This is a genomic window from Caballeronia sp. LZ034LL, from assembly GCF_031451215.1.
GTDB lineage: Bacteria > Pseudomonadota > Gammaproteobacteria > Burkholderiales > Burkholderiaceae > Caballeronia.
Map to the genome: position 1 here is coordinate 982,886 of NZ_JARUXR010000001.1, position 23,537 is coordinate 1,006,422.

Here is a 23,537-nt window from a genome sequence, read left to right on the forward strand (position 1 = left end):
GTACTTTCCAAAGGGCCAGCCTGTGGATCAATACTCGCAGGCTCAATTGAATGCAGTGGCCAAGCGACTGAATCAACGGCCTCGTCAGACGTTGGGCTTCATGAATCCAGCGGAAAAGCTAGCCGAAACGTTAGGGGTTGCGTTGACCGGTTGAATCCGCCAGCGTTGGGTTGGTGCAGCGAGATGGATGCGTCAGCAAGCGGGCACGGGCAGCCCGATTGACCAATCGGCGCGCGTAGCGCTGCGCGGGAATTTTCAGGGCACCTGTCCGTTCAATGGCGCGGTTGCACAGCGGATCCACGACCCAAGCCCAGTGGGAAGATCCTTCATGCCGGGCGCAAGAATAGGCATTCAGCGGGAATCGGTGGCAGGGCGCGCACAACCGCGCCGAATCAGCACGAATGAAACGATCGCAAAGACAATCAAGCCGAGCCAGCACATCAGAAACAAGCCAAGGAGATATAAGGCTTCGATGTCGTCCGGTTCGACGATCATCGGCGCAAAATGATTGCGAAACCAGAGCACAGCATCAAATAGCCAAGTGATGCTGCCCGGCGCAATCAGAACGTCATTGATCCAGTGCGCCAGGTGGAAGGCGCCATAGTAGGAGCCGATCAGAATTGTCACGATCAGGGCCACACGACGAACGACCCCATTCATTTGACTTCGACCACGCCATAGGACATCAGCGTGGTTCCGGGAACCGGCATTCTCGGTGGGGCAGTGCGAATAAAGCGCTGCAATCGTTCGAATCCGGCGGAATCGGAAACCGTGATGCAGCCTTCGCTTATGCGAGCGGGACCCTCCGGATGCAAGCGAAAATGCCCGCGTTTTACACCATTGATCATCGTGAAGTCGCCCGTGCGCGGATTCCACAACATGAACCATTTCGCTTTGTCCGTCGTGCCGTAACCATTCTGGCTCCACCAGTCACGCACGGAGCCCAGCACTCCGCCAGACTGACGATCGACAAGGTAATAGACGCCACGTGGTATGGGCCCCAATCCTGTTATTGCGACAGCGTCCGGATTGTCCCGTCCGTCGTTGTGCCCTGAGTAGGCCTCCACGTCCCCAAAACCTCCGCAGGAGAGTTTCGAAGTCTTCTCCCGGTTCAACAGGAAAGTACAGTTCACGGGCATGAGAGATCCTGTGCGAATCGGTCGCGCGTTTTCTGCTATGCAGCTCTGTTTTGCCGGATATCGATCAACGCAGTGACCGCGCCCATGTTCCCGCCCATGGCGTTCTGCACAAAATACTCTTGCTTCATGCTCGCAAACGACAGTCCCACAGTTTCGATCGGATTCGCGCCGTCCACGGAAGGCCACACGCGGGTCACCATGACGTCGTTCATCGTGATTCGGTAGTACTGAAACGGCACACCTCCTGCCTTACGCATGATGAGCTTCGCCTCCGGAATATGCCTCCCGGTATGGCAGTACACCGCAAGATTGGGCGAAGCGCGATCCAGGTCATGACGAAACACCAGGTCCGACACGGAGGCCTTGCCCGCGCCACCTCCGGATCCGGAGTGCTGGCTTGAAGCTTGTTTTATCTCGAATTCCCAATGCAGAACCTGGATTGCCTTGGCGAATTCCGAATCCTGAGATTCGCCGTCGATGCCCTGTATCTGAACGAAGATGTCTGATGCCACTGTTATCAGCCTCATCGATGGCTGGATTTGCGATCCAGCATGAATGCGCAATTGACGCTGTCGTCAAAAGCAAAGTAACGACAGCCGCTTCCGCGAAATGAATTGGCTAACGATATCGTTTCCAGATGCCCCAAACGCATCGATTTAAGTCACAAATCGTGACTGTCTGCTGATTGACAGATATGTGCCGATCCAGGTCGACGGGAAGCAAAGAAGCTCGGCGTCGTTACCTCCATGCAGCGATGCCCATCCATCCAGCTTCTCGCCTCAAAGCCTGCTTTGCTATGCTGGCGCTGAACTGCACATCAACTGAATGCGCTATCCGAAACACCCGCCCCCAACCCCGCCCAAACAACCGCCCGACAGGAGCGGACCCATGCCGATGATCGGAAGTCTCGCCGTGCCGCCGAACGAAGTCGAACTCACCGCCGTGCGTGCCCAGGGCGCGGGCGGCCAGAACGTCAACAAGGTATCGAGCGCGATTCACCTGCGCTTCGACATCCGCGCCTCATCGCTGCCGGAACACATCAAAACGCGACTCCTCGCACTCTCCGACAGCCGCATCACGCGTGAAGGCGTCATCGTCATCAAGTCGCAGGAACATCGCACGCAGGACATGAATCGGGCGGCGGCGCTCGCCCGGCTCGACGAACTCATCCACAGTGTCAGCGTCACGCGCCGCACACGCATCGCGACGAAGCCGACGCGCGGGTCGCAACTGCGGCGCGTCGAAGGCAAGGTGAAGCGCGGCGCGATCAAGGCGGGACGCGGACCCGTGCGCGGCGAATAAGACCGTCGATACAGCCCAGGCACATCTCAGCCCCGCCGCAACCCAGGCGGCTGCCCCACGCGCGGACCCAGAAAATAGCGCTTCATCGTGTCGCCGCCCAGCACCCGGGCGAGCTCGGCAAAGACACAGTAATTGCCGATCATCAGCACGAGCAGGATTTGCACCGCCCAGAACTGCGGCCAGTTGATCTGCCCGATCAATTCATGATGCGCAGCGCCCAGACTGTGCGTCTCCTTCCAGAACTCGAACAGACGTTCGAGGTAATGCAGCAGCCCCGCGACGACCGTATAGATGAGCGTCTTCCACGCGGCATTCCAGATCAAGGGCCGCTCCGGATAGCGATTGATGAACGGCAGCATGTTGGCGAGCAACACCGCCTTGCCGAGAATCAGCGACGCAACGATGACCGAGAACGAGGTCGGCAGCGAGATGCCGGTGCCCCTCACCATCAGCGCGCGGACGAGGATCACCACATGCAGCAGCACGAAGAAAAAGACGGTGGGCGGCACCATCTTGAGCATCTCGTGCTTGATTCCGGCGAACGACATTCCCATGGCGGCAGCTCCGGGCGCAAGGCGCGAAGGATGACGCAGGCTCGCACGTATCCCGACGAGCCGCGCGTCACAGGAAAAGTCTAGTTCACCGCGCGAGCTTGCGTCGGCGCAACGGCAAGCGTCCGAGCGCGCCGGTGGCGAGCGCGGTGCCCGCTAGCACAATCCCGCAGCCGGCGATCATCGCGAGCGAGACCGGTTCGCCGAGAAACCATGCGCCCCACAGGATGCCGAAGAGCGGAATCACGAAGGTCACCGTCATCGCGCGGGCGGGACCGGCAACGGCAACCAGATGGAAGTAGATGAAGTACGCGATACCCGTGCAGCCGATGCCCAGCGCCAGCACCGCGCCCCATGCCTGTCCGGATACCGGCGCCGCGGGCCACGTGAGACACGCGAGCGGCGCCAGCGTGAGGGTCGCGCCGAGCATGCTGCCGGCGGCGTTGGTGAGTGCATCGACGTCCATCAGATAGCGCTTGGCGAAGTTGCCCGCCACGCCGTAGAGCGCAGCCGCCGCCAGCGCCGCGCCCGCCGCGAGCAGGCCGGGCACCGGCACCACGGCAGCGATGCCGGCACCCGCGCCGCCCGGCGCCGACGCCGGCGCAATCTGGTTCCACACGAGCACCAGCACGCCCGCGAAACCGATCGCCATGCCGATGGTGCGAACAGGCGTCAGGCGATCCCTGAGCCACAGATAGGCCACCAGCGCGCCCCATAAGGGCGTGGTCGCGTTGATGACGGAAGTCGCGCCGGCCGAGAGCGTCAGTTCGGCATAGGCGAACAGGCAGAACGGCGCGGCAGAGTTGAGAATCCCGACGATCAGCAACGGCAGCCAGCGGCGGCGCAGCGTCGCAAGAGTGGCGTCTAGTGGACGTCGGGCGAGCAGCATCGCCACGAGAAACAGCGCGCCGATGCCGACGCGCAGCGCCATCAGCGGCGCGACACCCAACTCGACGACCCCCACGCGGATAAAGAGAAACGACGCGCCCCACAGGGCGGCCAGCACGATCAGTTGCAGCAGGTTGGCGAGGGACATGGCAGGGCGGACGTCGGGAATGCAACGAAAGTCCGCGCATGCTAACACCGGCTCGTATCGCTCCGGTCATCCTCCGGAAGAGAGCGCAAGAACCGGTAGAATCCGCCCCCGCCGCGCGTCGTCAATCGGCCGTCAATCGGTCGTCAATGCGGCGGAATCATCCACGTCAGCACGTTCTGCTGCAGCCACACGAGCACGCCCAGCAGCACCGTGAGCAGGATCGAATGCCAGAAGGTGCGCGCGAACACGAGACCCTCGCGTCCCTTGAGTTCGGTCGTGGCGACGCCCGTCGCAATGTTCTGCGGCGAGATCATCTTGCCCATCACCCCGCCCGACGAATTGGTCGCCGCCATCAGCACCGGATTGAGATTCAGCTGGTTCGCCGCCACCACCTGCAGGTTGCCGAACAGCGCGTTGCCCGAGGTATCGCTGCCCGACAGGAATACCGCCACCCAGCCGAGGAACGCCGAGACCAGCGGAAAGAACGCACCCACCGACGCCACGCCCAGTCCGAGCGTGTAGTTCATCCCGGAGTAGTTCATCAGGTAAGCCAGTCCGACGATGGTCGCCACCGTAAGGATCGCGATGCGTGTCTGCACCCAGGTATCGCCGATCGCCGCGGTGAAGTCGCGCGCGGGCAGTTTCACCAGCAGCGCGGTGATGATCGCCGCGACGAGGATCGCCGTGCCGGTAGCGAGCGGCTGGAAGTCCCAGATGGCGCCATAGGGCTGGTTGTACAGCGTGATGAACACGGCCTTGTCGAGACCCGGCCAGGGAATCTTGACGTCGCCGATCAGGAAGATCTTGAGCACCGTCCATACGATCACCACCACCGACACGACGATCCACGGCACCCAGCCGTGGCCGCCCGAGAGCGTCGCGCGCGTGTCGGACAGGCGGTCGACGTTGACGGCGAAGCGCTCGTCCGCGACCGGCTTCCACACGCGCAGGAACGCGATCGTCAGGATCAGCGAGACGAGCGAGGACAGCACGTCGGTCAGCGCGTAGCTGATGAAGTTGGAGGTCACGAACTGGGTCAGCGCGAAGCTGCCGCCCGAGACGAGCAGCACCGGCCAGATGCGCAGCATGTTGCGAAAGCCCGCGTACACGCCGATTACATAGAACGGCAGGAACAGCGCGAACAGCGGCAACTGGCGGCCGACCATTTTTGCGAGGGCGTCGGTGGGCAGGTGCGTGACCGCGCCGAGCACCGTGATCGGCACGCCCAGCGCGCCGAAGGCGACCGGCGCGGTGTTGAAGATCAGCGTGAAGGTGAGGGCTTCGAGCGTCGGGAAGCCGAGCAGGATCAGCAGCGAACTCGTGATGGCGATCGGCGTGCCGAAACCGGAGATGCCTTCGAGCAACGCGCCGAACGAGAAGCCGATCACGACGAGGACGATGCGCCGGTCGTTCGGCAGGTTATCGACCATCCACAGGCGGAAGGCCTCGAAGCGTCCCGAGCGTTGCGCGATGTTGTACAGCAGGATGGCGGCGAACACGATCCACATGACCGGCCAGAGCGCGAAGACGGCGCCTGCCGCGACCGAATCGAGCGCGAGCGCGACCGGGAAATGCCAGCCCGCGACCGCGATGATCAGCCCGAGCACGAGACCCGCGAGCGAGGCCTGCCAGGCCGGGCGGCGCGCCCAGCCGAGCAGGACGAGCACGAGGACGATAGGCAGCGCAGCGACGATGAACGATGCGAACAGCGAATGGGCGATCGGCGTGAGGATCTGATGGAACATCGCGTCTCCTTGCGGACATGAGCGGGAGCGGCGAGCTGGCTCGCCGCCGTGCGCGTCCCATCGATGCAGAAGCTGCGGGCGTCCGCGCTGCGGGCGTATCGATGCCGGATTGACGCTGGATCGAAGCCTTAAGCGGACGCATAACGCGCACACTAAGAATAGGGCGCGATCCGTTTGCGTCAAGGCGTGAATGCCCGCGCATTGCGGCGTGGCGGGCATCTGTGTGCCCTGACGCGCGCGCTGGACGATGGCTCAAGCGACGCCAACGACGTCGGGCGTTTAGCCCTCGGCGACGCTTGGCACGGTTTCGTCGCGGCGCACGGCAGGTGTCTGACGGAATACCCAGACGGTCAGCAGGCCGAGCGAAGCCAGCATCCAAAGCAGAAAAAATACGAAGGCCATCATGTCCGACTCCCCGAGAACCGATGTTGTCGCAACGTTGATCCGCGTTGCGCGACGGCAAATGAGGGACACGATTAGCCAGTTTCGTGCCAAAGGTCTGGCGATATCCGCCAAGTCTTTGACGGAAAAGGAAAGTGGTCCAGCGCACGCAGGCGGCTCGTGCGCTCGTGCGAGCTAAACGCCCGGAAAATGTTGCAGGTTTGTTACTGGCCGGCAGAATCGGCACGGCGCGCCAGCGTGTTGCCGGGTCCGGGCGTCCGCGATCTAGTGACCGTGTCCGCCGCCACCGTGCCAACCGCCGCCGCCTTGCCATCCGTGGCCATATCCGCCGCCGCCGTGCCAGCCGCCGCCACCGTGCCAGTCATGGCCGTAGTAGCCGCCGCCACGCCAGCCGCGACCCCAGCAGCAACCGCCGCCGCCCCAGTAGCCGAAGCTGAATGAAACCGGCGCGTAGCCGTAGCCGTAATACGCGGGGTAGCCGCCATAGGCGGGGTAATAGGGGTAGCCGGCGTACGGATAAGGATAGGTCTGGTAGTAGTTCGAGTAGTTCGGATCGGGGGCGCCGACCGCGTATTCATACTGCGGCGGCAAGGTCGCCGAGGGAACGGTGGCCACCGTCGCGCCGGACGCCGGCACGGTGAACTCGCGCTGCGTGTAGGCGGTGTTGACAACCGGGTAGGAAGGGTAGGCCGGGTAACCGTAGTAGCACCCGCCGAGAAGTGTTGCAGCGGCCGTACCCGCGATGACGGCCGACCTGCGGAGAACGAGACGAGCGAATTCCATGATGCTGCTCCTGACGGTGTGTAACGCCCGGTGTAGATCGATGATGAAGCGTTGCTGCCGGGCGGGTCCGTCATGAAACAGCTTACTCGGACGGCGGCGCTGCGGTCGGCCGGCGGTCTTGGGTGAGATGACCGGTGTGGCCGTTTGTGTCAGTTCTGAAACGTGGCGGCGAAACGACTGCGTTTCGCCGTACCGGGCAGGCCGGATTACTTCCCGACCTGATTGCCGATGATGCCGCCGACGGCCGCGCCGCCGAGCGTCGACAGTCCGCTGCCGCCGATGGCGGCGCCACCCGCCGCGCCGACGCCTGCGCCGATCGCGGTATCCCGTTGACGCGTGCTCATGTCGCCGCAGGCAGTGAGGCCCGCAAGCAGTGCCACGACCGTTGCAGCGACGCCGATCTGTTTGATGTTTTTCATGTCGACTCTCCGAATACGATGTTGAGCGAAGCGACGGCGGGGCGGCTTCCAGGCATCCGCAGGAGCCGCGACCGTCCCGACCGCTTCGTCGCTTGATCAGCAGGAAAAGTGCCTGATTCGTCTGGAGAGGCTCAAGCCTTATGGAACAAGGCCGGCGCCGGATGCGTCAGGAAAAACGGCCCGACGCACATGAAGCGCGTCAGGCCGTTGTAAGCGAATGAAAGCCGTCAGGCATCAGGTCGGCTGATAGATCTCCGAACCCTTCTTCACGAATTCGATCGCCTTGGTTTCCATGCCTTTCGCCAGCGCGTCCTGTTCGCTGAGACCCTGTTTCGCCGCGAAGTCGCGCACGTCCTGCGTGATCTTCATCGAGCAGAAATGCGGACCGCACATCGAGCAGAAGTGCGCAACCTTGGCCGAATCCTTCGGCAGGGTTTCATCGTGGAATTCGCGCGCCTTGTCCGGGTCCAGGCCCAGGTTGAACTGGTCTTCCCAGCGGAACTCGAAACGCGCCTTCGACAGCGCGTTGTCGCGCACCTGCGCGCCCGGATGCCCCTTGGCCAGATCGGCCGCGTGCGCCGCGAGCTTGTAGGTGATGATGCCTTCCTTGACGTCGTCCTTGTTCGGCAGGCCGAGATGCTCCTTCGGCGTGACGTAGCACAGCATCGCCGTGCCGAACCAGCCGATCATCGCTGCGCCGATGCCCGATGTGATGTGGTCGTAGCCCGGCGCGATGTCGGTCGTCAGCGGCCCGAGCGTGTAGAACGGCGCTTCGTCGCACCATTGCAGCTGGAGATCCATGTTCTCCTTGATGAGCTGCATCGGCACGTGGCCCGGACCTTCGATCATCACCTGCACGTCGTGCTTCCACGCCACCTGCGTGAGTTCGCCGAGCGTCTTCAGTTCGCCGAGCTGGGCTTCGTCGTTGGCGTCGTAGATCGAGCCGGGACGCAGGCCGTCGCCGAGCGAGAACGAGACGTCGTACTGCTTCATGATTTCGCAGATGTCTTCGAAGTGCTCGTAGATGAAGCTCTCGCGATGATGCGCGAGACACCATTTCGCCATGATCGAGCCGCCGCGCGACACGATGCCCGTCATCCGGTTCGCGGTCAGCGGCACGTATTGCAGGCGCACGCCGGCGTGGATCGTGAAATAGTCGACGCCCTGTTCCGCCTGCTCGATGAGCGTGTCGCGGAAGATTTCCCAGGTCAGGTCCTCGGCCTTGCCGTTGACCTTTTCGAGCGCCTGGTAGATGGGCACCGTGCCGATCGGCACCGGCGAATTGCGGATGATCCACTCGCGCGTTTCGTGAATGTGCTTGCCGGTGGAGAGGTCCATCACCGTGTCGCCGCCCCAGCGGATCGCCCAGGTCATCTTGTCGACTTCTTCGCCGATCGACGACGTCACCGCCGAATTGCCGATATTCGCGTTGATCTTCACGAGGAAGTTGCGGCCGATGATCATCGGCTCGCTTTCCGGGTGGTTGATGTTCGCCGGGATGATGGCGCGCCCGCGGGCCACTTCGTCACGCACGAACTCGGGCGTGATCGCCTTCAGCGCGTCCTTGCCGAACGCCGCTGCACCGAAGGCCTGGCCCGGATGCTGGCGGCCCATCATGGCGGCGAGCTTCTCGCCGTTCGGGCCGCTCTGCTTCAGGCTTTCGAGGTATTCGGCGCGCCGCTGGTTTTCGCGGATCGCGATGTATTCCATCTCCGGCGTGATGATGCCGGCGCGCGCGTAGTGCATCTGCGACACGTTCTTGCCGGCGAGCGCGCGGCGCGGCTTGCGATGCAGGCCGGGGAAACGCAGTTCGGCGGTCTTGGCGTCGGCGGCGCGCTCGCGGCCGAAGTCGCTGGAGAGGCCGGTGAGTTCCTCAGTGTCGCCGCGCTCTTCGATCCATGCGCCGCGCAGCGCGGGCAAGCCCGAACGGATGTCGATCTTCGCATCCGGATCCGTGTACGGGCCGGACGTGTCGTACACGTAGACCGGCGGATTCTTCTCGCCGCCGAAGCCGTCGGGGGTATCGGACTGGGTGATTTCGCGCATCGGGACGCGGATGTCAGGCGTCGAGCCGGTGACGTAGACCTTGCGCGAGTTCGGCAGCGGCGCGATGGCGGCGGCGTCGACGACGGCGTTTTCGGACAGGAACTTGGGATTGGCATTCATGTGCTGTTTCTCCTTGCGACAGAAGTGAGCGCGTGGGCGCTTGCTTCCGTCCCATGCGAAGCAATAGGGACGATATTTTTTCAGCACGAGCGATGACGCCGCCCGAACTGACTCAGGAGCTAAACAGGAGGAACGAGATGGAAAGGTACGGGCTCGGAAGAGGTGGCCGGATGCGGCAGGCCATGGAGCCCGAACGCTTCCCTGCGCTGGCATTATCCAGATCAGGTTCAAAGGGTATTTCTCACCCACGCCGCACGAAGCGGTTCGGCCATGTCAGGCCGGCCAAACCGCGATGCGCAACGCAGGACCCCCGCGTTAGCAGCCGTGACATTACACCGCGGCGTGGCGTCTTGGCAACCATCGGCGAAATCCTTCGAATGCGCAGGGCGCTTACTGCATAATGGCGGGCGCCGCGAATTCCGGGTTTTCCCGGGGCGCTTGCGGCTCACCTTGCAGCCCCTCCCGCGTACCCCGTTTATCCCGCATTTCCTCGTTCCGCCATGCCGTTGAGTCTGGTTTTTGCCGCAGCGTTTTCGCCTGTTCTTGTCTCATCGATCCGGCGCGCAGCCGTCGCGGAGTAATGCATGTCCGCACTCCCGCCGCCGCGCCTGCCATTCAGTTTTCCCGATCGTTTTCCGTTTCGTGCACCGCGTTCCTTCAAGGGACAGGTGGCGCTCGCGCTCGCCGTCGTCTACCTCGTCTGGGGTTCGACGTATCTCGGCATTCATCTCGCGCTCGAATCGTTTCCGCCGCTGCTGCTCGGCGGCCTGCGTAATTTGTGCGCGGGCATCGGGCTGTTCGCGCTCGCCGTGCATCGCAAGGCCGTGTGGCCGAGCGCGCGGGAAGTGCGCAATGCGGCGATTGTCGGCACCCTGCTCGAAGGGTTGTCGAGCGGAATGATGGCCTACGGTATGGGCACCGTCGGCACCGGCACGGCCGCCGTGATGGTCGCCACCGTGCCGCTCTTTGCGACCATCTTCACCGCGCTGTCGGGCCGGGGCGTCGCGCGCGGCGAATGGTTCGCGGTGGCGCTCGGGTTGATCGGCATCGTGTTGCTGAACCACGGCGATCCGTCGCCGAGTTCAACGGTCGGCACGCTCGCCATCCTGTGCGCCGCGATCTTCTGGGCAGGCGGCGCGCATCTGGCGGGGCGTCTGCTGCAGCCGTCCGATTTGCTGATGTCCACGGCGCTGCAGATCGGACTGGGCGGGCTCATTGCGACGGGCATCGCATTCGCCGCCGGTGAACGCCTGACGCAAGTCAGCCTCGGCGCGGGCGTGTCGTTCCTGTACCTGATGCTGATCGGTTCGATGGCCGCCTATGTCGCCTACAACTTCCTGATCCGCCATACCAGCACGATCGTCGCAACGAGTTGCCTGTATGTGAATCCGGTGGTCGCCGTGCTGCTCGGTGCGCTGCTGCTGGGCGAGATCGTCACGCGCTGGACCGTCATCGCGACGGTCGTGATCCTGCTGTCTGTCGGCCTGTCTTTCTGGTTCGATCACCGCCGGCGCGGGCTGCTCTGAGCGCTTTCCTTTTGTAAAAATCTCCGTTTTGCGCGCGGCGACAGCGGTATGCAGTCGGTGCGCGTCGGTTCTCTTCCGGCTTCCTTGAGCAATTCCTCTAACTAATTCAGAAGCCCTGCTGCATAAGGCTTCGCGACGTGCGGGCCGGTCGTGCGCACCGGCGCGGGGCATGTGCATTGCTCAATGCAGGCACCGGAATCCACGGCTTCGCTTGCGGGGCCGAAACCGGCAAGGAAGGAAAACAGAAGGTCGGTCCGCGAGCTGGAAGGGGTAGACATCTGGACGTTCGCGCGTACCGGTCCGCGTAACGAGGTGGTCGAATACAACAAGGAAGGTGGAAACATGAAGCTCATCCGCACCGCAGCCGCGCTCGCCGCTGTTGCCTCCGTGCTGTCCGCTTGCGGCGGCAGTTCGGACGATCTGGGCAAGGAGATCGGCGTCACGCAGCCCCAGGTCCATTTCGTTCACGCGCTCCCTGGCGGGCCGAACGTCGACTTCTACGACAACGGCAAGATCCTCCAGTCGAATCTCGCCTATCCGACGGCGACCAACTTCGCCAACATCGACACGGGCCAGCACAACTTCTCGTATGCGGCCATCAACACGACGACGCAGCTCGCCACCGACACCAGCATCAACAACGCGGCAAAGGGTCACGAATACACGGTGATCGCGCTGCCGGACGCGGGCTTCCTGCCGTCGATCGCGGTAATCGACGATCCCTTCGACAAGGGTCTGCTCTCGGGCAGCGCGCGCGTGCGGGCCTTCAACGCATCGACGAACGCGCCGAACCTGGACCTCTATCTGATTGCGCCGGGCGCGAGCATCGCGAACGTCAGCCCGACCATGGCAGGCGTGTCCTACAAGAACGCCGTGCCGGCGACGAAGCAGGACTCGATCTACGTGTCGGGCGGCACGTACCAGCTGATCGCGACGCTGCCGGGTTCGAAGACGCCGGTTTATACGTCGGCTTCGTTCGATCTGGTCAACAACGCGGACTGGCTGATCACGACGCTTCCTTCGGGCAATGCGGCTTCGCAGCTCATTCCGGAGAAGATCCGTTTGCTGGTGGCGCAGGGCGGGAATACGCAGCAGCCGGTGCGGGAGTTGCCGGATACGCAGTAAGGCGCTTCGTGGCAGCTATCGAAAACCGGCCTTTGGGCCGGTTTTCTTTTGGTTAAAGAAATCTGCTCAAGAAAAGCCGAAATCTGCTCAAGTTCGGGGAATCTGCTCAGTATCTGCTCAAATCCGGTGAATCTGCTCATTTTTCGCTAGAATCTGCTCAAGTGAGCAGATTCTGGATTGGACATGGACAAGTTGATCGAGACAGCAGTGCTGGACGCCGTTCGTGATCTGGCTCGAGCGGGCCATGCCGAAGTGACTTCAACCGAGATATTCGAGACCGCGAAGGGCAGTTACGCCAGCATTCGCCGCGCGCTGGACACGCTGTGCGCCGATGGCCGTCTCATCCGCAGCGGCCGAGCCCGGGCAACGCGATATCGCTTGACGGAAGCCGCCGCGAACGACACCAGCCGGGACACGGGCTCCGCGGAACAGACTCATTCCGATGCCCATCCGCTGTGGTCTCACGCGGCCGTCGAACTGGGTCGCAAGCTGGAACTGCCGCTTGCGGCGCGCGATCCCGTGACTTATCAGCGCGCGTTCGTCGACGACTACGTTCCCAACGAAAGCTGGCTCATGCCGCAGGAAGTTGCCGAGGCGCTTTATCGCGACGGCAGGTTGCGTGACCAGCAGCCTGTGGCAACCTACGCGCGCAAGGTGCTGGAGCAACTCCTCATTGACCTGTCGTGGTCGTCCTCGCGCCTGGAAGGCAACCGCTATAGCCTGCTGGCGACGGAGCAATTGTTCAAACGCGGAACGGCAGATGGCGATGCGGACGCGGTGATGCTGCTCAATCACAGGGCGGCCATCGAGTTTCTGGTTGAAGCGGTACCGATGCAAGGGCTCTCCACGGCGCTCGTGCGCAATCTGCATGCGGTGTTGATGCAGGATCTGCTCGCAGATACCGATTCGCTGGGCGCGATACGCACCAAGCTAGTCCATATCAGCGACACGGTATATGTGCCGACCCAGGTTCCGGCCTTGCTCGAGGACATGCTGGTCACCATTCTCGGCAAGGCAAGACTGATCAAGAACCCTGTCGAGAGCGCCTTCTTTCTGTGGGTCAATCTGGCTTATCTGCAACCGTTCGAAGACGGCAACAAACGAACCAGCCGCCTGGCGGCGAACATCCCATTGATGCTCTACAACTGCTCGCCTTTGTCGTTTCTGGACGTCGATCCTCACGACTACGCTTGCGCGATGCTGGGCGTATATGAGTTTCTGGATGTCTCGCGCGCCGTGGATCTTTTCGTGTGGACGTATCGGCGTTCGATGAAGAAATATGCGGTCGTGGTGGAATCGTTGGGAGCGCCTGATCCGCTCAGACTGCGCTACCGGGAGCATCTGACTGAGGCCGTGGGACTCGTGGTCCGGGACGGACGCACGGCGCAGCAGGCCATTGATGAACTGGGCCTCACCGAGGAGCAGGCGCCTGGCTTCCGTGCGATGTTGCTCGACGAACTGAAGAAGCTGGAAGTCTATAACTGCGCGCGTTACCGGCTGACAATGGCGGCGACGCAGACATGGATCCATGCTGGCAGACCACACTGAGCGGCTCGCGCGCGTTCATTAGCGCCCAGAAAAAATCCCGCCACGACAACGCGGCGGGAAGACAGGGAACACGATCAACGCTATGGAACCTGCTGAGGCGGGCGCCGCACTGCGGCGGCGCTCCGCGCGTCTTGCATTTACTTGTGTTCTTCGGCGGAATTGCTGATGGCCTGGCCGCCCTTGGAGATGTCCTGGCCAGCGCCCGAAACCGTGTTGCAGCCCGCGAGCAGCGCCGTGCCGGCGAGCAGAAAAAGTGCGATAAGTCGAGTCATGTGTATTCCCCTTGAAGTTGAAATGCGTGACAGGAATCGCAATCGCGCATCGTGTCGGGTGGTAAGGCGCCCGTCTGGCCAGTGGCAATCCTCACAAGTTCGTGAGGCAGGTGCACCCAGCAATTTCAGCGCCCGACCCGCCGGTACAAACAATCATAAAAAAGGCGCAGCAGACCGGCTGTAGGCAGAGCCGGGATTCTCCTGTAGTCCCGTTCCGCATTTCGCGTGGGAATCGTCCTACGCGAGCGGCGTCATGCCGATGGCCGGATCCACCGCCCCCGCACTCCGTTCACGCGGCATCGACACGCTGATGATCGTGCCGCGCGGACTCGCGCGCTCAATCTCCAGGCGCCCGCCGCGCGCCGACACGCGCTGACGCATGCCCACCAGCCCATGAGTCTGGGTGCGCTTCAGGTCTTGCGGCCGGATGCCGATGCCGTCGTCGCCGATCGAGAGCGACACCGTCTCTTCGTCGAGCGCGAGCGCCACGCGGATGCCGCTGGCATGCGCGTACTTGGCGGCATTGGTGAGACTTTCCTGCGCGACGCGGAACAGCGCGATCTCGACTGCTTCGCCGAGCTTCACGTCCTCGCCGGGCAGCGCCAGTTCGAGGCTCCAGCCGTTGCGTTGCGCGGCTTCGTCGGCGAGCGAGCGCAGGGCGGTCACGAGCCCGAAGTTGGCCAGCACGGTCGGCCGCATGTCCTCGATGATGCGACGCTTCAGCGCAATGCCCTGATCCAGATTGCCGAGCGCGCGCGTGAGCTTGTCGGCCATCGCGGGCTCGGCGTCGCGGAGCTTGCCGCGCACCCAGGCCACGTCCATCTTGCTGGCCGTGAGGATCGAGCCGAGTTCGTCGTGCAGTTCGCGCGCGAGCTCGGTCTTTTCGTTTTCGCTGACGGATTGCAAATGCCACGCCAGCGCTTCCAGCTGTCGCGTGCGCGCGAAGACCAGCTGATCGAGTTCTTCCTGCTGCGTGATGAGCGCTTTCTGCACGCGCGCCTGCTTGTCGAGCTGGATGCCGAGATTGCGGAACAGCAACAGGAACAACACGATGTTCAGCGCGCAGAGCGCCCCGACGCACAGCGTGGAGATGCGCTGGTCGGCGCGGCTGGCATCGAGCGCGTGCTGCGCCCGCTGGTCCTCGTTGAGACGCAGCAGGGCCAGCGCGGCGTCGAGTGTCGCGCTGGTGTCGGGCGGCGGCAGCGCGAGCGTGTTCGCGCGCGCCGCGTCTTTCGACGAATCGGCGAGCCGCGCGCTGCCTTGTGCGATCTCATCGACGGCGGCGGCGCGGACTTGCGCGAAGCTCGCGAGCGCGGTGTCGTCGCCGATGCGCCGGTAGTACGCGTCCAGCGAGGCGAGCGTGCGCTGCATGCGGCCGGCGGTTTCCCGGAAATGCGTCTGGAAGACGGCGGCCGGATCGAGGGCGAAGCCGCGTTCGTCGGCGACGAGCGTCGCGATATCGGCGGCCAGCGTCGATAGTTGCGCTGTCGCGCCCTTCGCGTCGAGCGCCGTCTCGTATTCGGCGGCAATGCGCATGCGTCCCGACTCGAGGATCACGAGGCCGCCTACGGTGATGACGATCGCCACCGTCATCGCCACCGCCCAGCTGTAGCGGCGCATCCATTCATTGACGCGCGCGGCGCGGCGCGCCAGTCCGACGGGCGCAGTCTTGTCGGGCGCACCGGATGCGTCGGACCGGGCGGTGGCGAGCGGCGCCTTGTCTTCCAGAACTTCGGACGGCAGGGCGGGCGGGACTTGGCTCATGGCGTAATCAAAAAAATCGGGACGAATACGAAGACCGTTGAAAGCGTGTGTCGGTGGATTCCCACAGCAAAAAAGGAGCCAGCCCGAGTGCGCGGCCCCGGCGCCGCGACTAGCATGGTCCGGTCATCACTCATACGGGGAACGATCATGCTGAAGTGGGCCTTGTTTTTCGCGATCGTGGCCGTGATTGCCGGTTTGCTCGGTTTCACGGGCGTCGCCGCCGGCGCTGCCGCCATCGCCAAATTTATCTTCGTGTTGTTCCTGATCCTCTGCGTCGTGTTCCTGGTGCTGGGGTTCGTCGTCACGAAAAAAGTCGTCGACTAGCGGCGCGGCTAGTTGAGCCGCTGAACCCGTTCACGCTGAACCATTCGTGGAGGAGGTCCCATGCTTCATTACGCAGCCGTCTTCTTCGTCATTGCGATCATCGCCGCCGTGTTCGGCTTCACGGGCATCGCGGCGGGTGCGGCGGAGATTGCCAAGATCCTGTTCTTCATTTTCCTGGTGGTGTTCGTCGTCACCTTGCTGCTCGGCGTCTTCCGGACCTGACGACCCGCGCGAACGCCGCGCCGGATGGCGTTTTCGAACGTCGTCCGGCGAGTCCAACAGAGCGGGCATGCAGCATGCATCGGCGTATGTGTTTGGATAGCAGGGCGCTATGCGGTCTTTCATGAAGAAGGCCTTCCTGCTCCAGCCATCGACACCTCAACTCATTCACAGGAGCGAACCACATGTCCAACTCGTCTGCTGTTAAAACTGCGCCCCAAACGTCGTCCGATCCGTTCGTGCTGGATCTGGACAAGATCCGCGCCGACGCCCGTCAGCACATGGACGAAGGCCCCGTGACGGCAAGCTATGGCGCCGATCGCGAAACCGTGCTGAAGCTGCTTAACGATTCGCTGGCCACCGAGATCGTCTGCGTGCTGCGCTACAAGCGGCACTATTTCATGGCGAAGGGCATCCATTCGGAAGCCGTCGCGCAGGAGTTCCTCGAACACGCGAACGAAGAGCAGGAGCATGCCGATACGCTCGCCGAGCGCATCGTGCAACTGGGCGGCGAACCGAATTTCGCACCTGACGGCCTGGCCTCGCGCTCGCACTCGCAGTACAGCGAAGGCAAGGACCTGATCGACATGATCCGCGAGAACCTGATTGCCGAGCGGATCGCCATCGATACGTATCGGGAGATCATTCGCTATCTCGGCGACAAGGACGTCACGACGCGCCGTCTCTTCGAAGACATTCTCGCCGTCGAGGAAGAACACGCCGACGACATGGCGGACCTGCTGGAAGGCCGCAACGGTTGATGCCGGCAATGCCCGCGTTGGCTGCACGCCGCGCCGGATGGTTCATCCTGCGCGGTGTGCGCCGTCGCGTGTGCATGGCATGCGTACAATGAGCCTCCACCTTCACACAGAGCGTCCGGCAGCACGGATGGCGCGCATGATTCGAGTTCTCATAGCCGACGACCACGCGATCGTCCGCAGCGGTTTTCGCCAGTTCGTCGCGGACGAGCCCGACATGGAAGTTGCCGCCGAGGCCGCGAGCGGCGACGAGGCCATTGCGCTCGTGCGCGCGCAGGCATTCGATGTCGTCTTGCTCGACATCGCGATGCCCGACAAGAACGGCGTGGATACCTTGCGTGTCATCAAGCAAATCCGGCCGGAGCAGGGCGTGCTGATGCTGTCGGGTTATCCGGAGAGCCAGTACGCGATCAATCTGCTCAAGGCGGGCGCGAACGGTTATCTGAACAAGGACGCCGCGCCCGACGAGATCGTCCGGGCGATCCGCACGGTGGCGCGCGGGCATCGCTACCTGTCGGAGTTCATCGCCGACGCGCTGGCCGACAAGCTCGACAAGCCCGCCGCGGAACGGCCGCACGAACTGCTTTCGGAGCGCGAATTCCAGATCTTCTGCAAGCTCGCGGGCGGCCAGATTCCGACGGAAATCGCGCAGGAACTGCATCTCTCGGTGAAGACCGTGAGCACCTACCGGGCGCGGGTTCTGGAAAAAATGCGGCTGGCGAACAACGCCGACCTCACGTATTACGCGATCAAGAACGGCCTGATCGAATAGCGGCGCTGCATCCGGGATCCGGGCGCGGCGCGAAGCAATCGCACGCCTTGCGCCCCGAGTGCAGCGCGCATCAGCCGGAGGACGCCCGACGTGGGCAATCACATCACCACCGACGACCGGGCACGCCACGCAGCGCCGCATCAGGCGCCGCTCGCCGTGCTGCTGATCGAGGATTCGCCGCTGATCCGCCGCAGCCTCACCGAGGCCATCGATGCGCTCGGACCGTGGCGCGTGGCCGCCTGCGCCGATGCGCCCGAGGACGCCATCGCACTGCTGTCGGCGCAGCGCTTCGACGCGGTGATCGTCGACCTGCAGCTGAAGCGCGGCTCCGGCATCGACGTGCTTGCGTGGCTCAGGCAGACCGGCACGGATTATCTGCAGGACGCCTTCGTCGCGGTGCTCACCAATCACGCGCTGCCCGCCTATCGCGAACGATGCTTGCAATACGGCGTGCATCGCTTCTTCGACAAATCACTCGAATTCGATCGCGTGCTCGACGCGCTGCACGACTACGCGCGCGAACGCGCACGCGGCTGAAGCGTCATTCATTGCGGCGTGCGTCCGCGCCTGCGCCAGTGACTCAGCCCCGCGAGGCTGGTGGCCGCGAGCCCTGCCAGACATACACCGGTCCAGCCGAACGCATGCCAGGCGAGCGACGCGAACGCGGAACCCAGCGACCCGCCGATGAAATACGCCACCATGTAGACCGTGTTGACGCGGCTGCGTGCTTCGGGCCTGAGCGCGTAGATGCGCGACTGGTTCGAGATCTGCGCGGCCTGCACGCCGACATCAAGCACGATCACGCCGATCACGAGCCCGATGATGCTGCGCCCCGACAACGCGAACACGACGAACGACAGCGCAGTCAGCACGATGCACAGCGAGATCACGGCGCGCGGCCCGCGCCGGTCGGCCGACTTGCCCGCGAGCGGCGCCGCGAGCGCGCCCGCCGCGCCGACGATGCCGAACAGGCCGGCCGCCTGCGGTCCCATGTGGAACGGCTCGCCGGCCAGCAGCAGCGTCAGCACCGACCAGAACATGCTGAACGCGGCGAACAGCGCGCCGCCGGTGAGCGCCGCCTCGCGCAGCGCGGGGCTTTCCCGCGTCAGATGCCACATCGAGCCGAGCAGCTTGCTGTAGGGAAGCGTCGAGGTGGGACGGCTGCGCGGCAGGCGCGCTATCACGACGCCCGCCAGCGCGACGCACGCGAACACCGACGCCCCGAACACCGCGCGCCAGCCGAAGTACTGCGCGACGAAGCCGGACACGGTGCGCGCGAGCAGGATGCCGAGCAGCAGGCCGCTCATCACGGTGCCGACCGCGTGGCCGCGCTCGGCGGCGGGTGCGAGTTCGGCGGCGAAGGGCACGGCTTGTTGAGCGATGGTCGAGGCCACGCCGATCGCGAGGCTTGCCGCTATCAGCACGGCAAGCGTGCCCGCGAAGCACGCGACGACGAGCGCGGCGCCGAGCGCCGCGAGTTGCAGCAGGATCAGCAGACGCCGGTCGAAGCGGTCGCCGAGCGGCGCGAGCACGAGCATGCCGAGCGCATAGCCGAGCTGGGTCGCGGCCGGCACTGCGCCGATCAGCCACGCGCTGTGCGGGAACGCGGCGCGGAAGTCGTCGAGCAGCGGCTGGTTGAAATAGATGTTGGCGACCGAGACGCCGGCGATGGTCGCGAGCAGCCACAGCGTGGCGCGCGAATAGGATGAATCGTGAGGCTGCGGTGGCGGAGTCGACATGGCGGGCGGGCGCGGGAAACCAGCCGCCGATGATACTGAAGCCCTGCGCCTGCCGCTTGCCGCGGCTAGAACGGCTGCGGCCCGCCGTCCTGATCGACGCTCATGCAATGCGTGACGAGTCCCGTCTCCTTGCGCCAGAGATGCAGGCCGAAGGCGGGCGGCTCCATGACGAACGCGTCGGGCGCGCCGGGGTTGAGTTGCAGCGCGACCTGGTGCGCCGTGGACGGTGCGCACCATGCCAGCGTGCCGCCGAAGCGCACACTGATCGCGCGATGCACATGACCGCACACGATGCGCTCCACGTTCGGATGGCGGCGCAGCAGCGCGTCGAGCGCGCGGCTGTCGTCGGGGGCGAGCCGGATCTCGTCCATGAACCCGATGCCGCAGGCGAACGGCGGATGATGCATGCCGATCAGCACGGGCCGCTCCGGGCAGGCGTCGAGTTGCGCTTCGAGCCACGCCAGGCGGGCAGGGCACAGCCGTCCGGAACCGTGGCCGGGATCGAGCGTATCGAGCGCGATCACGCGCACCTCGGCGACATCGAATGCGTAATGAATGAAGCCGGCGGGATCCGCCGGCGGCAGGCGGTCGCCGAACACGGCGCGCAGGTTGTCGCGCGCATCGTGGTTGCCGGCCATCGGATACCACGGCATTGCCAGGCGGTCGAGCAGCGTGCGCAAGTGCCGGTATTCGTCGAGACCGCCCGCATCCACGAGATCGCCGGTGATGAGCACGGCATCGGGGCGCGGGTCGAGCGCGTTGAGGGCGTCGATCGCGCGGACCAGACAGGCGGCCGTATCGACCTGGCCGTAGGCGTGCGTGCCTGGCGGCGTGATGTGCAGATCGGTGATCTGGGCTAGCAGCATGACTCGATCTCCTCGATGCGGCCGCGCAGCCGGGCGGGCTGCACGGGGCGGGCGGTGCTTCGGGGTGAGCTTACTCGCTGTCGGTGTCGTCGGCGGCCGGCGGCTTGGGGGCGAGCTTCGCGGGCAACAGCCACTGGAAGTTCGTCATGGACTGCTCGGTGAAGGTGCATTCGGCCGCGGCGTAGTTCGTGACCTTCTTGGCCTTGCTGGCGGCAGGCGGCAGGTTCCGGTCGTCGATGGTCGCGTGCACGATCACCCGCGATCCATGATAAGCGGCGTTGGAGCCGGTGATCTTGAGCGGCGCGCTGGCGGCGTCGGGGTAGTCCGCGAGCATCTTCCCCTTGCAGGCTTCGACGTTCTTGTAATAAGACGTGCAGCCGGCAAGCGTGACGAGCGGAAGGGCGAGCAGCAACAGCAGGGAGGACATGCGATTCATCGATGAATCCGGTCGATGCCCGGCGCCGCCAGCGGCGTCCGGGCGTGATGAGAGTCGGGGCGGTGCTTTATAACATGCGCGAACCTGCGCGCGGCCGTGCATTACTGTAGTGCATCGCGGCGGATCGGGCCGCTTGTCTCGCCGCGCGATGCGGTAGCACAATCGGCACAGCATGCTTCCCGTGCGTATCTGGCGCGCTCAGACTGCGTTTCTCACGATGGAGACGACCGTCATGGAAAAGGACATCGAAGTCGGCGACTACTTGCTCGCCATGCAGGCCGTGCCGCGGCCGCGCCCGGCCGTCGATGGCGCGGAGGCCGACGCCGCGCCGTCCGAAGGCTATGCGATCCGCGTGCGCGTCACGCGCCTCGACCGTCAACCGGTCCACGGCAGCCGCGTGGCCGACGATTCCGGCGAGATGACCGGCGACCATGGTCCGTTCGAGACCGTCGCCGAGGCCATTGCGCACGGCGAGGCCTGGGGCCGTCACTACGTGGCGCGCGTGCTGGGTCATTCGGTGTAGGGAGGCGGGCGAAAGCGGGGTGCGCGTCCCCGCATGATGCGGGGTGCGTGGCCCGTGCGGTCCTCGCTAGACTGGCCTCGTCGACCGGATGCCGGCCGGCATCACCGAGCCGCGGAGGCCGCCATGACGTCCCTGACCCTGCCAATGGCGCTGTATGTCATGCCGAACTACATTGCATCGGTACGGCGCGGCAAGGCGCGCGAATCGTTCAGCGGGACGGTGCGTTTCATCGGCGTGGAGGCGCTGCCGTTCGATATCGAGCACCTGTGCGTGTTCGATCGCGATACGCCGATCGAAGCGCTGTTCGACGCCGTGAGGGACGCCGAGCGATTGCTCAACGCAGTGTGACTTCGGCGGCAGGTTCTGCGTGTGCGCTGGACTCTGCATCTGACCCGTTTCGCGCGCGCCACACCCCGCGTAATAATTTTTTAGCGTCTTCTTAAGAACAGTAGAATCCGCGCATAAAAAAACAACGAGAACGACGGATGTTCGGGGCTGTGCGAAGAGTAGTCGCCTGGAGATGGACGGCTGTGATGTACTTGGCCGTGTTGTGGACCGTGTCGATGCTGCATGTTTTCACGGGATGGGCCGATAACGGCGACTTTGCGCGCACCTTCGGCTTTCTGATCGACAAGCCGTTCGGCTGGAACACCGACGTGCCGGACGCGGGCTCGGCGGACTGGCAGCAACGCTACTTTCATGTCTGGATGGACAGCTGGCAGGTCTGCTCGCATCCTCCCTGCATCCAGCATCTTTACTCGTTTTCCACGCACAAGATCTGGATGATCATCCAGCTTCTCAGTTCCATCGCGCTGACGGGGAGCGCGTCGGCATATTCGGTGATCGCGGGCTCCATTCCCGGACGACTCGTCTATGCCGCGGCCTATACGTGGCTGTTTTTAGCGCTGCGGCGTCATGCGGGCCATCGCGCCGCATGGGCCTATCTCATCCTGATTACGCCGGTCGCGCTGTCTTCGTCGTTCATCGCGTTCCTGAATTCGTTCTTCGAAGAGCAGACAATGATCGTCGGCCTGCCGATGCTCGGCGCCTGTCTTCTCATGTTCCGCGCGCGCGGACGGCGTCGCGATGCGCTGGCCGCGTTCGGGCTGGGATGCTTCATCGCGCTGTCGAAGACGGCTTACTTCGCGCTGCCGCTGGTGCTTGCGCCGTTCATTGCGAGCGCGTTCGGACGGCGCTGGACAGCGTGCGCGGCCGTGCTGGCGACGGTCGCCGCGCTGTTGCCTTCGGTGTTCGGACCCAACACCGACATCAACAAATATCATGCGCTGTACTTCGGCATTCTCGGCCACCTGAAGACTCACGACGGCATCGAACTGGCTACGATCGGCAATAAGCCGGTGCTTGCCGCGTGCGTGAGCAACATGGGTTACGACGAAGCCGGCATGCAATGCGTGCGCGATGCGCAGGCGACTTATCTGGACACGGTGCGCGTCGCGCTCGCGCATCCGGGCATTCTGCCGGTGATGGCCTGGCACGTGCTCGAAAAGGGCAGCCAGATCGAACTACCCGGCCTCGGGATGAGCCTGCGGGACGCGCCGAGCTTCGCGAACGCGCCGCTGTTCCGGCTCTGGTCACGCATGTATGCGCATCGGCTGAACGTGCTGATCCTGGGGGCGGCGCTGGTCGTGGCGTGGCTCGCGCAGGCGCGGCGGATCAGCGCGGCGGCGGCGACGGGCTTGTTCTTCGCGGCCTGGGGCGCGCTGCAATACGTGCTCGTGCTCGCGGACGGCTTCATGGAAATCGAAAAGCATCTGATCGGGGCGAACTACTGTTTGTCTTTTGCGGGCGTGCTGTTCGCCGCTGCGTTGTGCGCGAGCACGGCGAGGGTCGCGGTGCGCGGAACGAGGGGCTGGCGGTCGTCGTCGGCGGGGATCGATGCGGGTGCTGGATGGGCAGCTACTTTGCCTGGAAAGGCGGGGCGCGCGTTTGACGCGGGGGGCATGGTTGTAGATGAGCGCGGCGTGGCGGCTGCGCGGGTGGAGGAGAGCGTGAGCGCTTGAAGGGGGGCGTTCGAGTGGAATGTGCGGCGTGGGGAAGCAAACCTTGACTGCCTTTTATGCTTGCCGTCTTCGCCGGCTGCGCGCAGCGGCGGCGAGAAAGT

General features: G+C 64.1%; 27 protein-coding genes, 1 pseudogene and 1 riboswitch. Of the genes and pseudogenes, 13 read left to right on the top strand and 15 right to left on the bottom strand.

Going from position 1 to position 23,537, the window contains the following annotated elements; genetic code table 11:
- A pseudogene (locus tag QCE83_RS04500) lies at positions 1–154 on the top strand (IS30 family transposase); the annotation flags it as partial.
- A 197-nt stretch (positions 155–351) separates the two neighbouring features.
- Here the strand turns inward: QCE83_RS04500 and QCE83_RS04505 are convergent.
- The 3 genes from QCE83_RS04505 to QCE83_RS04515 are packed head-to-tail and all read right to left on the bottom strand — an operon-like array spanning position 352 to position 1,651.
- Positions 352–660, bottom strand: a complete 309-nt coding sequence (locus tag QCE83_RS04505) for a hypothetical protein (protein WP_309807865.1) — start codon at positions 658–660, stop codon at positions 352–354.
- Positions 657–1,139 carry a DUF2778 domain-containing protein gene (locus QCE83_RS04510; RefSeq protein WP_309807866.1) on the bottom strand — a complete coding sequence of 161 codons (483 nt, stop codon included), beginning with the start codon at positions 1,137–1,139 and terminating at the stop codon, positions 657–659. Before QCE83_RS04510 ends, QCE83_RS04505 begins: the two co-directional genes overlap by 4 nt.
- A 35-nt stretch (positions 1,140–1,174) precedes the next feature.
- Positions 1,175–1,651, bottom strand: coding sequence for a type VI secretion system tube protein Hcp (locus tag QCE83_RS04515; RefSeq protein WP_309807867.1), 477 nt, complete (start codon positions 1,649–1,651; stop codon positions 1,175–1,177).
- 376 nt (positions 1,652–2,027) lie between these two features.
- On the opposite strand from QCE83_RS04515, the gene arfB reads away from it, so the two are divergent.
- Positions 2,028–2,441, top strand: a complete 414-nt coding sequence (arfB, locus tag QCE83_RS04520) for an alternative ribosome rescue aminoacyl-tRNA hydrolase ArfB (RefSeq protein ID WP_309807868.1) — start codon at positions 2,028–2,030, stop codon at positions 2,439–2,441.
- Positions 2,442–2,467: 26 nt separating this feature from the next.
- On the opposite strand, the gene QCE83_RS04525 is transcribed toward arfB, so the two are convergent.
- The 7 genes from QCE83_RS04525 to thiC form a co-directional block, all read right to left on the bottom strand.
- Positions 2,468–2,995, bottom strand: coding sequence for a hypothetical protein (locus QCE83_RS04525; RefSeq protein ID WP_309807869.1), 528 nt, complete (start codon positions 2,993–2,995; stop codon positions 2,468–2,470).
- Positions 2,996–3,080: 85 nt separating this feature from the next.
- Positions 3,081–4,028: a DMT family transporter gene (locus QCE83_RS04530; RefSeq protein ID WP_309807871.1), complete on the bottom strand. Its 948-nt coding sequence runs from the start codon at positions 4,026–4,028 to the stop codon at positions 3,081–3,083.
- A 143-nt stretch (positions 4,029–4,171) separates the two neighbouring features.
- Positions 4,172–5,773 (bottom strand): L-lactate permease, encoded by a 1,602-nt coding sequence (locus QCE83_RS04535; RefSeq protein WP_309807872.1) that lies wholly within the window; start codon positions 5,771–5,773, stop codon positions 4,172–4,174.
- Between the two features lie 279 nt (positions 5,774–6,052).
- Positions 6,053–6,178 carry a hypothetical protein gene (locus tag QCE83_RS04540; RefSeq protein ID WP_309807874.1) on the bottom strand — a complete coding sequence of 42 codons (126 nt, stop codon included), beginning with the start codon at positions 6,176–6,178 and terminating at the stop codon, positions 6,053–6,055.
- 261 nt (positions 6,179–6,439) lie between these two features.
- Positions 6,440–6,958, bottom strand: coding sequence for a hypothetical protein (locus QCE83_RS04545; RefSeq protein ID WP_309807875.1), 519 nt, complete (start codon positions 6,956–6,958; stop codon positions 6,440–6,442).
- A gap of 206 nt (positions 6,959–7,164) precedes the next feature.
- Positions 7,165–7,377 carry a glycine zipper 2TM domain-containing protein gene (locus QCE83_RS04550; protein WP_309807876.1) on the bottom strand — a complete coding sequence of 71 codons (213 nt, stop codon included), beginning with the start codon at positions 7,375–7,377 and terminating at the stop codon, positions 7,165–7,167.
- Positions 7,378–7,611: 234 nt separating this feature from the next.
- Positions 7,612–9,543 carry a phosphomethylpyrimidine synthase ThiC gene (thiC, locus tag QCE83_RS04555; RefSeq protein WP_309807877.1) on the bottom strand — a complete coding sequence of 644 codons (1,932 nt, stop codon included), beginning with the start codon at positions 9,541–9,543 and terminating at the stop codon, positions 7,612–7,614.
- Between the two features lie 180 nt (positions 9,544–9,723).
- Positions 9,724–9,865: riboswitch (TPP riboswitch) on the bottom strand.
- A 262-nt stretch (positions 9,866–10,127) separates the two neighbouring features.
- Between thiC and QCE83_RS04560 the strand changes: the two genes are divergently transcribed.
- From QCE83_RS04560 to QCE83_RS04570, 3 genes are all read left to right on the top strand, one after another.
- The gene (locus tag QCE83_RS04560) at positions 10,128–11,069 is read left to right on the top strand and encodes an EamA family transporter (protein WP_309807878.1); all 942 of its coding nucleotides are present in this window, start codon (positions 10,128–10,130) and stop codon (positions 11,067–11,069) included.
- A 342-nt stretch (positions 11,070–11,411) separates the two neighbouring features.
- Positions 11,412–12,194 (top strand): DUF4397 domain-containing protein, encoded by a 783-nt coding sequence (locus tag QCE83_RS04565; RefSeq protein WP_309807879.1) that lies wholly within the window; start codon positions 11,412–11,414, stop codon positions 12,192–12,194.
- Between the two features lie 183 nt (positions 12,195–12,377).
- Positions 12,378–13,742 carry a Fic family protein gene (locus QCE83_RS04570; RefSeq protein WP_309807880.1) on the top strand — a complete coding sequence of 455 codons (1,365 nt, stop codon included), beginning with the start codon at positions 12,378–12,380 and terminating at the stop codon, positions 13,740–13,742.
- Positions 13,743–13,879: 137 nt separating this feature from the next.
- Here the strand turns inward: QCE83_RS04570 and QCE83_RS04575 are convergent, their stop codons facing one another.
- Both QCE83_RS04575 and QCE83_RS04580 read right to left on the bottom strand, forming a co-directional pair.
- Positions 13,880–14,014 carry an entericidin A/B family lipoprotein gene (locus tag QCE83_RS04575; RefSeq protein WP_309807881.1) on the bottom strand — a complete coding sequence of 45 codons (135 nt, stop codon included), beginning with the start codon at positions 14,012–14,014 and terminating at the stop codon, positions 13,880–13,882.
- Between the two features lie 237 nt (positions 14,015–14,251).
- Complete coding sequence (locus QCE83_RS04580; protein ID WP_309807882.1) at positions 14,252–15,778, bottom strand: sensor histidine kinase; 1,527 nt, start codon at positions 15,776–15,778, stop codon at positions 14,252–14,254.
- A gap of 147 nt (positions 15,779–15,925) precedes the next feature.
- Here QCE83_RS04580 and QCE83_RS04585 point away from each other — a divergent pair, with 147 nt between their 5' ends.
- From QCE83_RS04585 to QCE83_RS04605, 5 genes are all read left to right on the top strand, one after another.
- The gene (locus QCE83_RS04585; RefSeq protein ID WP_309807883.1) at positions 15,926–16,102 is read left to right on the top strand and encodes a DUF1328 domain-containing protein; all 177 of its coding nucleotides are present in this window, start codon (positions 15,926–15,928) and stop codon (positions 16,100–16,102) included.
- A gap of 60 nt (positions 16,103–16,162) precedes the next feature.
- Entirely contained in the window at positions 16,163–16,324 is a 162-nt protein-coding gene (locus QCE83_RS04590) for a DUF1328 family protein (RefSeq protein ID WP_016344888.1), read from the top strand.
- Between the two features lie 182 nt (positions 16,325–16,506).
- The gene (locus tag QCE83_RS04595) at positions 16,507–17,082 is read left to right on the top strand and encodes a ferritin-like domain-containing protein (protein ID WP_309807884.1); all 576 of its coding nucleotides are present in this window, start codon (positions 16,507–16,509) and stop codon (positions 17,080–17,082) included.
- 136 nt (positions 17,083–17,218) lie between these two features.
- A complete protein-coding gene (locus QCE83_RS04600) occupies positions 17,219–17,851 on the top strand; it encodes a response regulator transcription factor (protein ID WP_309807885.1) in 633 nt (210 codons plus the stop codon).
- Between the two features lie 90 nt (positions 17,852–17,941).
- The gene (locus QCE83_RS04605; RefSeq protein WP_309807886.1) at positions 17,942–18,388 is read left to right on the top strand and encodes a response regulator; all 447 of its coding nucleotides are present in this window, start codon (positions 17,942–17,944) and stop codon (positions 18,386–18,388) included.
- Positions 18,389–18,396: 8 nt separating this feature from the next.
- On the opposite strand, the gene QCE83_RS04610 is transcribed toward QCE83_RS04605, so the two are convergent.
- The 3 genes from QCE83_RS04610 to QCE83_RS04620 all read right to left on the bottom strand — a co-directional run bounded on the left by QCE83_RS04610 (position 18,397) and on the right by QCE83_RS04620 (position 20,892).
- Entirely contained in the window at positions 18,397–19,590 is a 1,194-nt protein-coding gene (locus tag QCE83_RS04610) for an MFS transporter (RefSeq protein ID WP_309807887.1), read from the bottom strand.
- 65 nt (positions 19,591–19,655) lie between these two features.
- Positions 19,656–20,456, bottom strand: coding sequence for a phosphodiesterase (locus QCE83_RS04615; protein ID WP_309807888.1), 801 nt, complete (start codon positions 20,454–20,456; stop codon positions 19,656–19,658).
- A gap of 70 nt (positions 20,457–20,526) precedes the next feature.
- Positions 20,527–20,892 carry a hypothetical protein gene (locus QCE83_RS04620; RefSeq protein WP_309807890.1) on the bottom strand — a complete coding sequence of 122 codons (366 nt, stop codon included), beginning with the start codon at positions 20,890–20,892 and terminating at the stop codon, positions 20,527–20,529.
- 232 nt (positions 20,893–21,124) lie between these two features.
- On the opposite strand from QCE83_RS04620, the gene QCE83_RS04625 reads away from it, so the two are divergent.
- The 3 genes from QCE83_RS04625 (at position 21,125) to QCE83_RS04635 (ending at position 23,436) form a co-directional block, all read left to right on the top strand.
- Positions 21,125–21,415, top strand: a complete 291-nt coding sequence (locus QCE83_RS04625) for a hypothetical protein (protein ID WP_309807891.1) — start codon at positions 21,125–21,127, stop codon at positions 21,413–21,415.
- 123 nt (positions 21,416–21,538) lie between these two features.
- Entirely contained in the window at positions 21,539–21,763 is a 225-nt protein-coding gene (locus QCE83_RS04630) for a hypothetical protein (protein WP_309807892.1), read from the top strand.
- 185 nt (positions 21,764–21,948) lie between these two features.
- The gene (locus tag QCE83_RS04635; protein WP_309807893.1) at positions 21,949–23,436 is read left to right on the top strand and encodes a hypothetical protein; all 1,488 of its coding nucleotides are present in this window, start codon (positions 21,949–21,951) and stop codon (positions 23,434–23,436) included.
- Positions 23,437–23,537: the final 101 nt, after the last annotated feature.

What these genes read in the sequence shown, in the direction of transcription:
- QCE83_RS04505 (WP_309807865.1), bottom strand. Translation starts at nt 660, where the DNA reads ATGAATGGGGTCGTTCGTCGTGTGGCCCTGATCGTGACAATTCTGATC.
- QCE83_RS04510 (WP_309807866.1), bottom strand. Translation starts at nt 1,139, where the DNA reads ATGCCCGTGAACTGTACTTTCCTGTTGAACCGGGAGAAGACTTCGAAA.
- arfB (WP_309807868.1), top strand. Translation starts at nt 2,028, where the DNA reads ATGCCGATGATCGGAAGTCTCGCCGTGCCGCCGAACGAAGTCGAACTC.
- QCE83_RS04525 (WP_309807869.1), bottom strand. Translation starts at nt 2,995, where the DNA reads ATGGGAATGTCGTTCGCCGGAATCAAGCACGAGATGCTCAAGATGGTG.
- QCE83_RS04530 (WP_309807871.1), bottom strand. Translation starts at nt 4,028, where the DNA reads ATGTCCCTCGCCAACCTGCTGCAACTGATCGTGCTGGCCGCCCTGTGG.
- QCE83_RS04535 (WP_309807872.1), bottom strand. Translation starts at nt 5,773, where the DNA reads ATGTTCCATCAGATCCTCACGCCGATCGCCCATTCGCTGTTCGCATCG.
- QCE83_RS04540 (WP_309807874.1), bottom strand. Translation starts at nt 6,178, where the DNA reads ATGATGGCCTTCGTATTTTTTCTGCTTTGGATGCTGGCTTCGCTCGGC.
- QCE83_RS04545 (WP_309807875.1), bottom strand. Translation starts at nt 6,958, where the DNA reads ATGGAATTCGCTCGTCTCGTTCTCCGCAGGTCGGCCGTCATCGCGGGT.
- QCE83_RS04550 (WP_309807876.1), bottom strand. Translation starts at nt 7,377, where the DNA reads ATGAAAAACATCAAACAGATCGGCGTCGCTGCAACGGTCGTGGCACTG.
- thiC (WP_309807877.1), bottom strand. Translation starts at nt 9,543, where the DNA reads ATGAATGCCAATCCCAAGTTCCTGTCCGAAAACGCCGTCGTCGACGCC.
- QCE83_RS04560 (WP_309807878.1), top strand. Translation starts at nt 10,128, where the DNA reads ATGTCCGCACTCCCGCCGCCGCGCCTGCCATTCAGTTTTCCCGATCGT.
- QCE83_RS04565 (WP_309807879.1), top strand. Translation starts at nt 11,412, where the DNA reads ATGAAGCTCATCCGCACCGCAGCCGCGCTCGCCGCTGTTGCCTCCGTG.
- QCE83_RS04570 (WP_309807880.1), top strand. Translation starts at nt 12,378, where the DNA reads ATGGACAAGTTGATCGAGACAGCAGTGCTGGACGCCGTTCGTGATCTG.
- QCE83_RS04575 (WP_309807881.1), bottom strand. Translation starts at nt 14,014, where the DNA reads ATGACTCGACTTATCGCACTTTTTCTGCTCGCCGGCACGGCGCTGCTC.
- QCE83_RS04580 (WP_309807882.1), bottom strand. Translation starts at nt 15,778, where the DNA reads ATGAGCCAAGTCCCGCCCGCCCTGCCGTCCGAAGTTCTGGAAGACAAG.
- QCE83_RS04585 (WP_309807883.1), top strand. Translation starts at nt 15,926, where the DNA reads ATGCTGAAGTGGGCCTTGTTTTTCGCGATCGTGGCCGTGATTGCCGGT.
- QCE83_RS04590 (WP_016344888.1), top strand. Translation starts at nt 16,163, where the DNA reads ATGCTTCATTACGCAGCCGTCTTCTTCGTCATTGCGATCATCGCCGCC.
- QCE83_RS04595 (WP_309807884.1), top strand. Translation starts at nt 16,507, where the DNA reads ATGTCCAACTCGTCTGCTGTTAAAACTGCGCCCCAAACGTCGTCCGAT.
- QCE83_RS04600 (WP_309807885.1), top strand. Translation starts at nt 17,219, where the DNA reads ATGATTCGAGTTCTCATAGCCGACGACCACGCGATCGTCCGCAGCGGT.
- QCE83_RS04610 (WP_309807887.1), bottom strand. Translation starts at nt 19,590, where the DNA reads ATGTCGACTCCGCCACCGCAGCCTCACGATTCATCCTATTCGCGCGCC.
- QCE83_RS04615 (WP_309807888.1), bottom strand. Translation starts at nt 20,456, where the DNA reads ATGCTGCTAGCCCAGATCACCGATCTGCACATCACGCCGCCAGGCACG.
- QCE83_RS04620 (WP_309807890.1), bottom strand. Translation starts at nt 20,892, where the DNA reads ATGAATCGCATGTCCTCCCTGCTGTTGCTGCTCGCCCTTCCGCTCGTC.
- QCE83_RS04625 (WP_309807891.1), top strand. Translation starts at nt 21,125, where the DNA reads ATGGAAAAGGACATCGAAGTCGGCGACTACTTGCTCGCCATGCAGGCC.
- QCE83_RS04630 (WP_309807892.1), top strand. Translation starts at nt 21,539, where the DNA reads ATGACGTCCCTGACCCTGCCAATGGCGCTGTATGTCATGCCGAACTAC.
- QCE83_RS04635 (WP_309807893.1), top strand. Translation starts at nt 21,949, where the DNA reads ATGTACTTGGCCGTGTTGTGGACCGTGTCGATGCTGCATGTTTTCACG.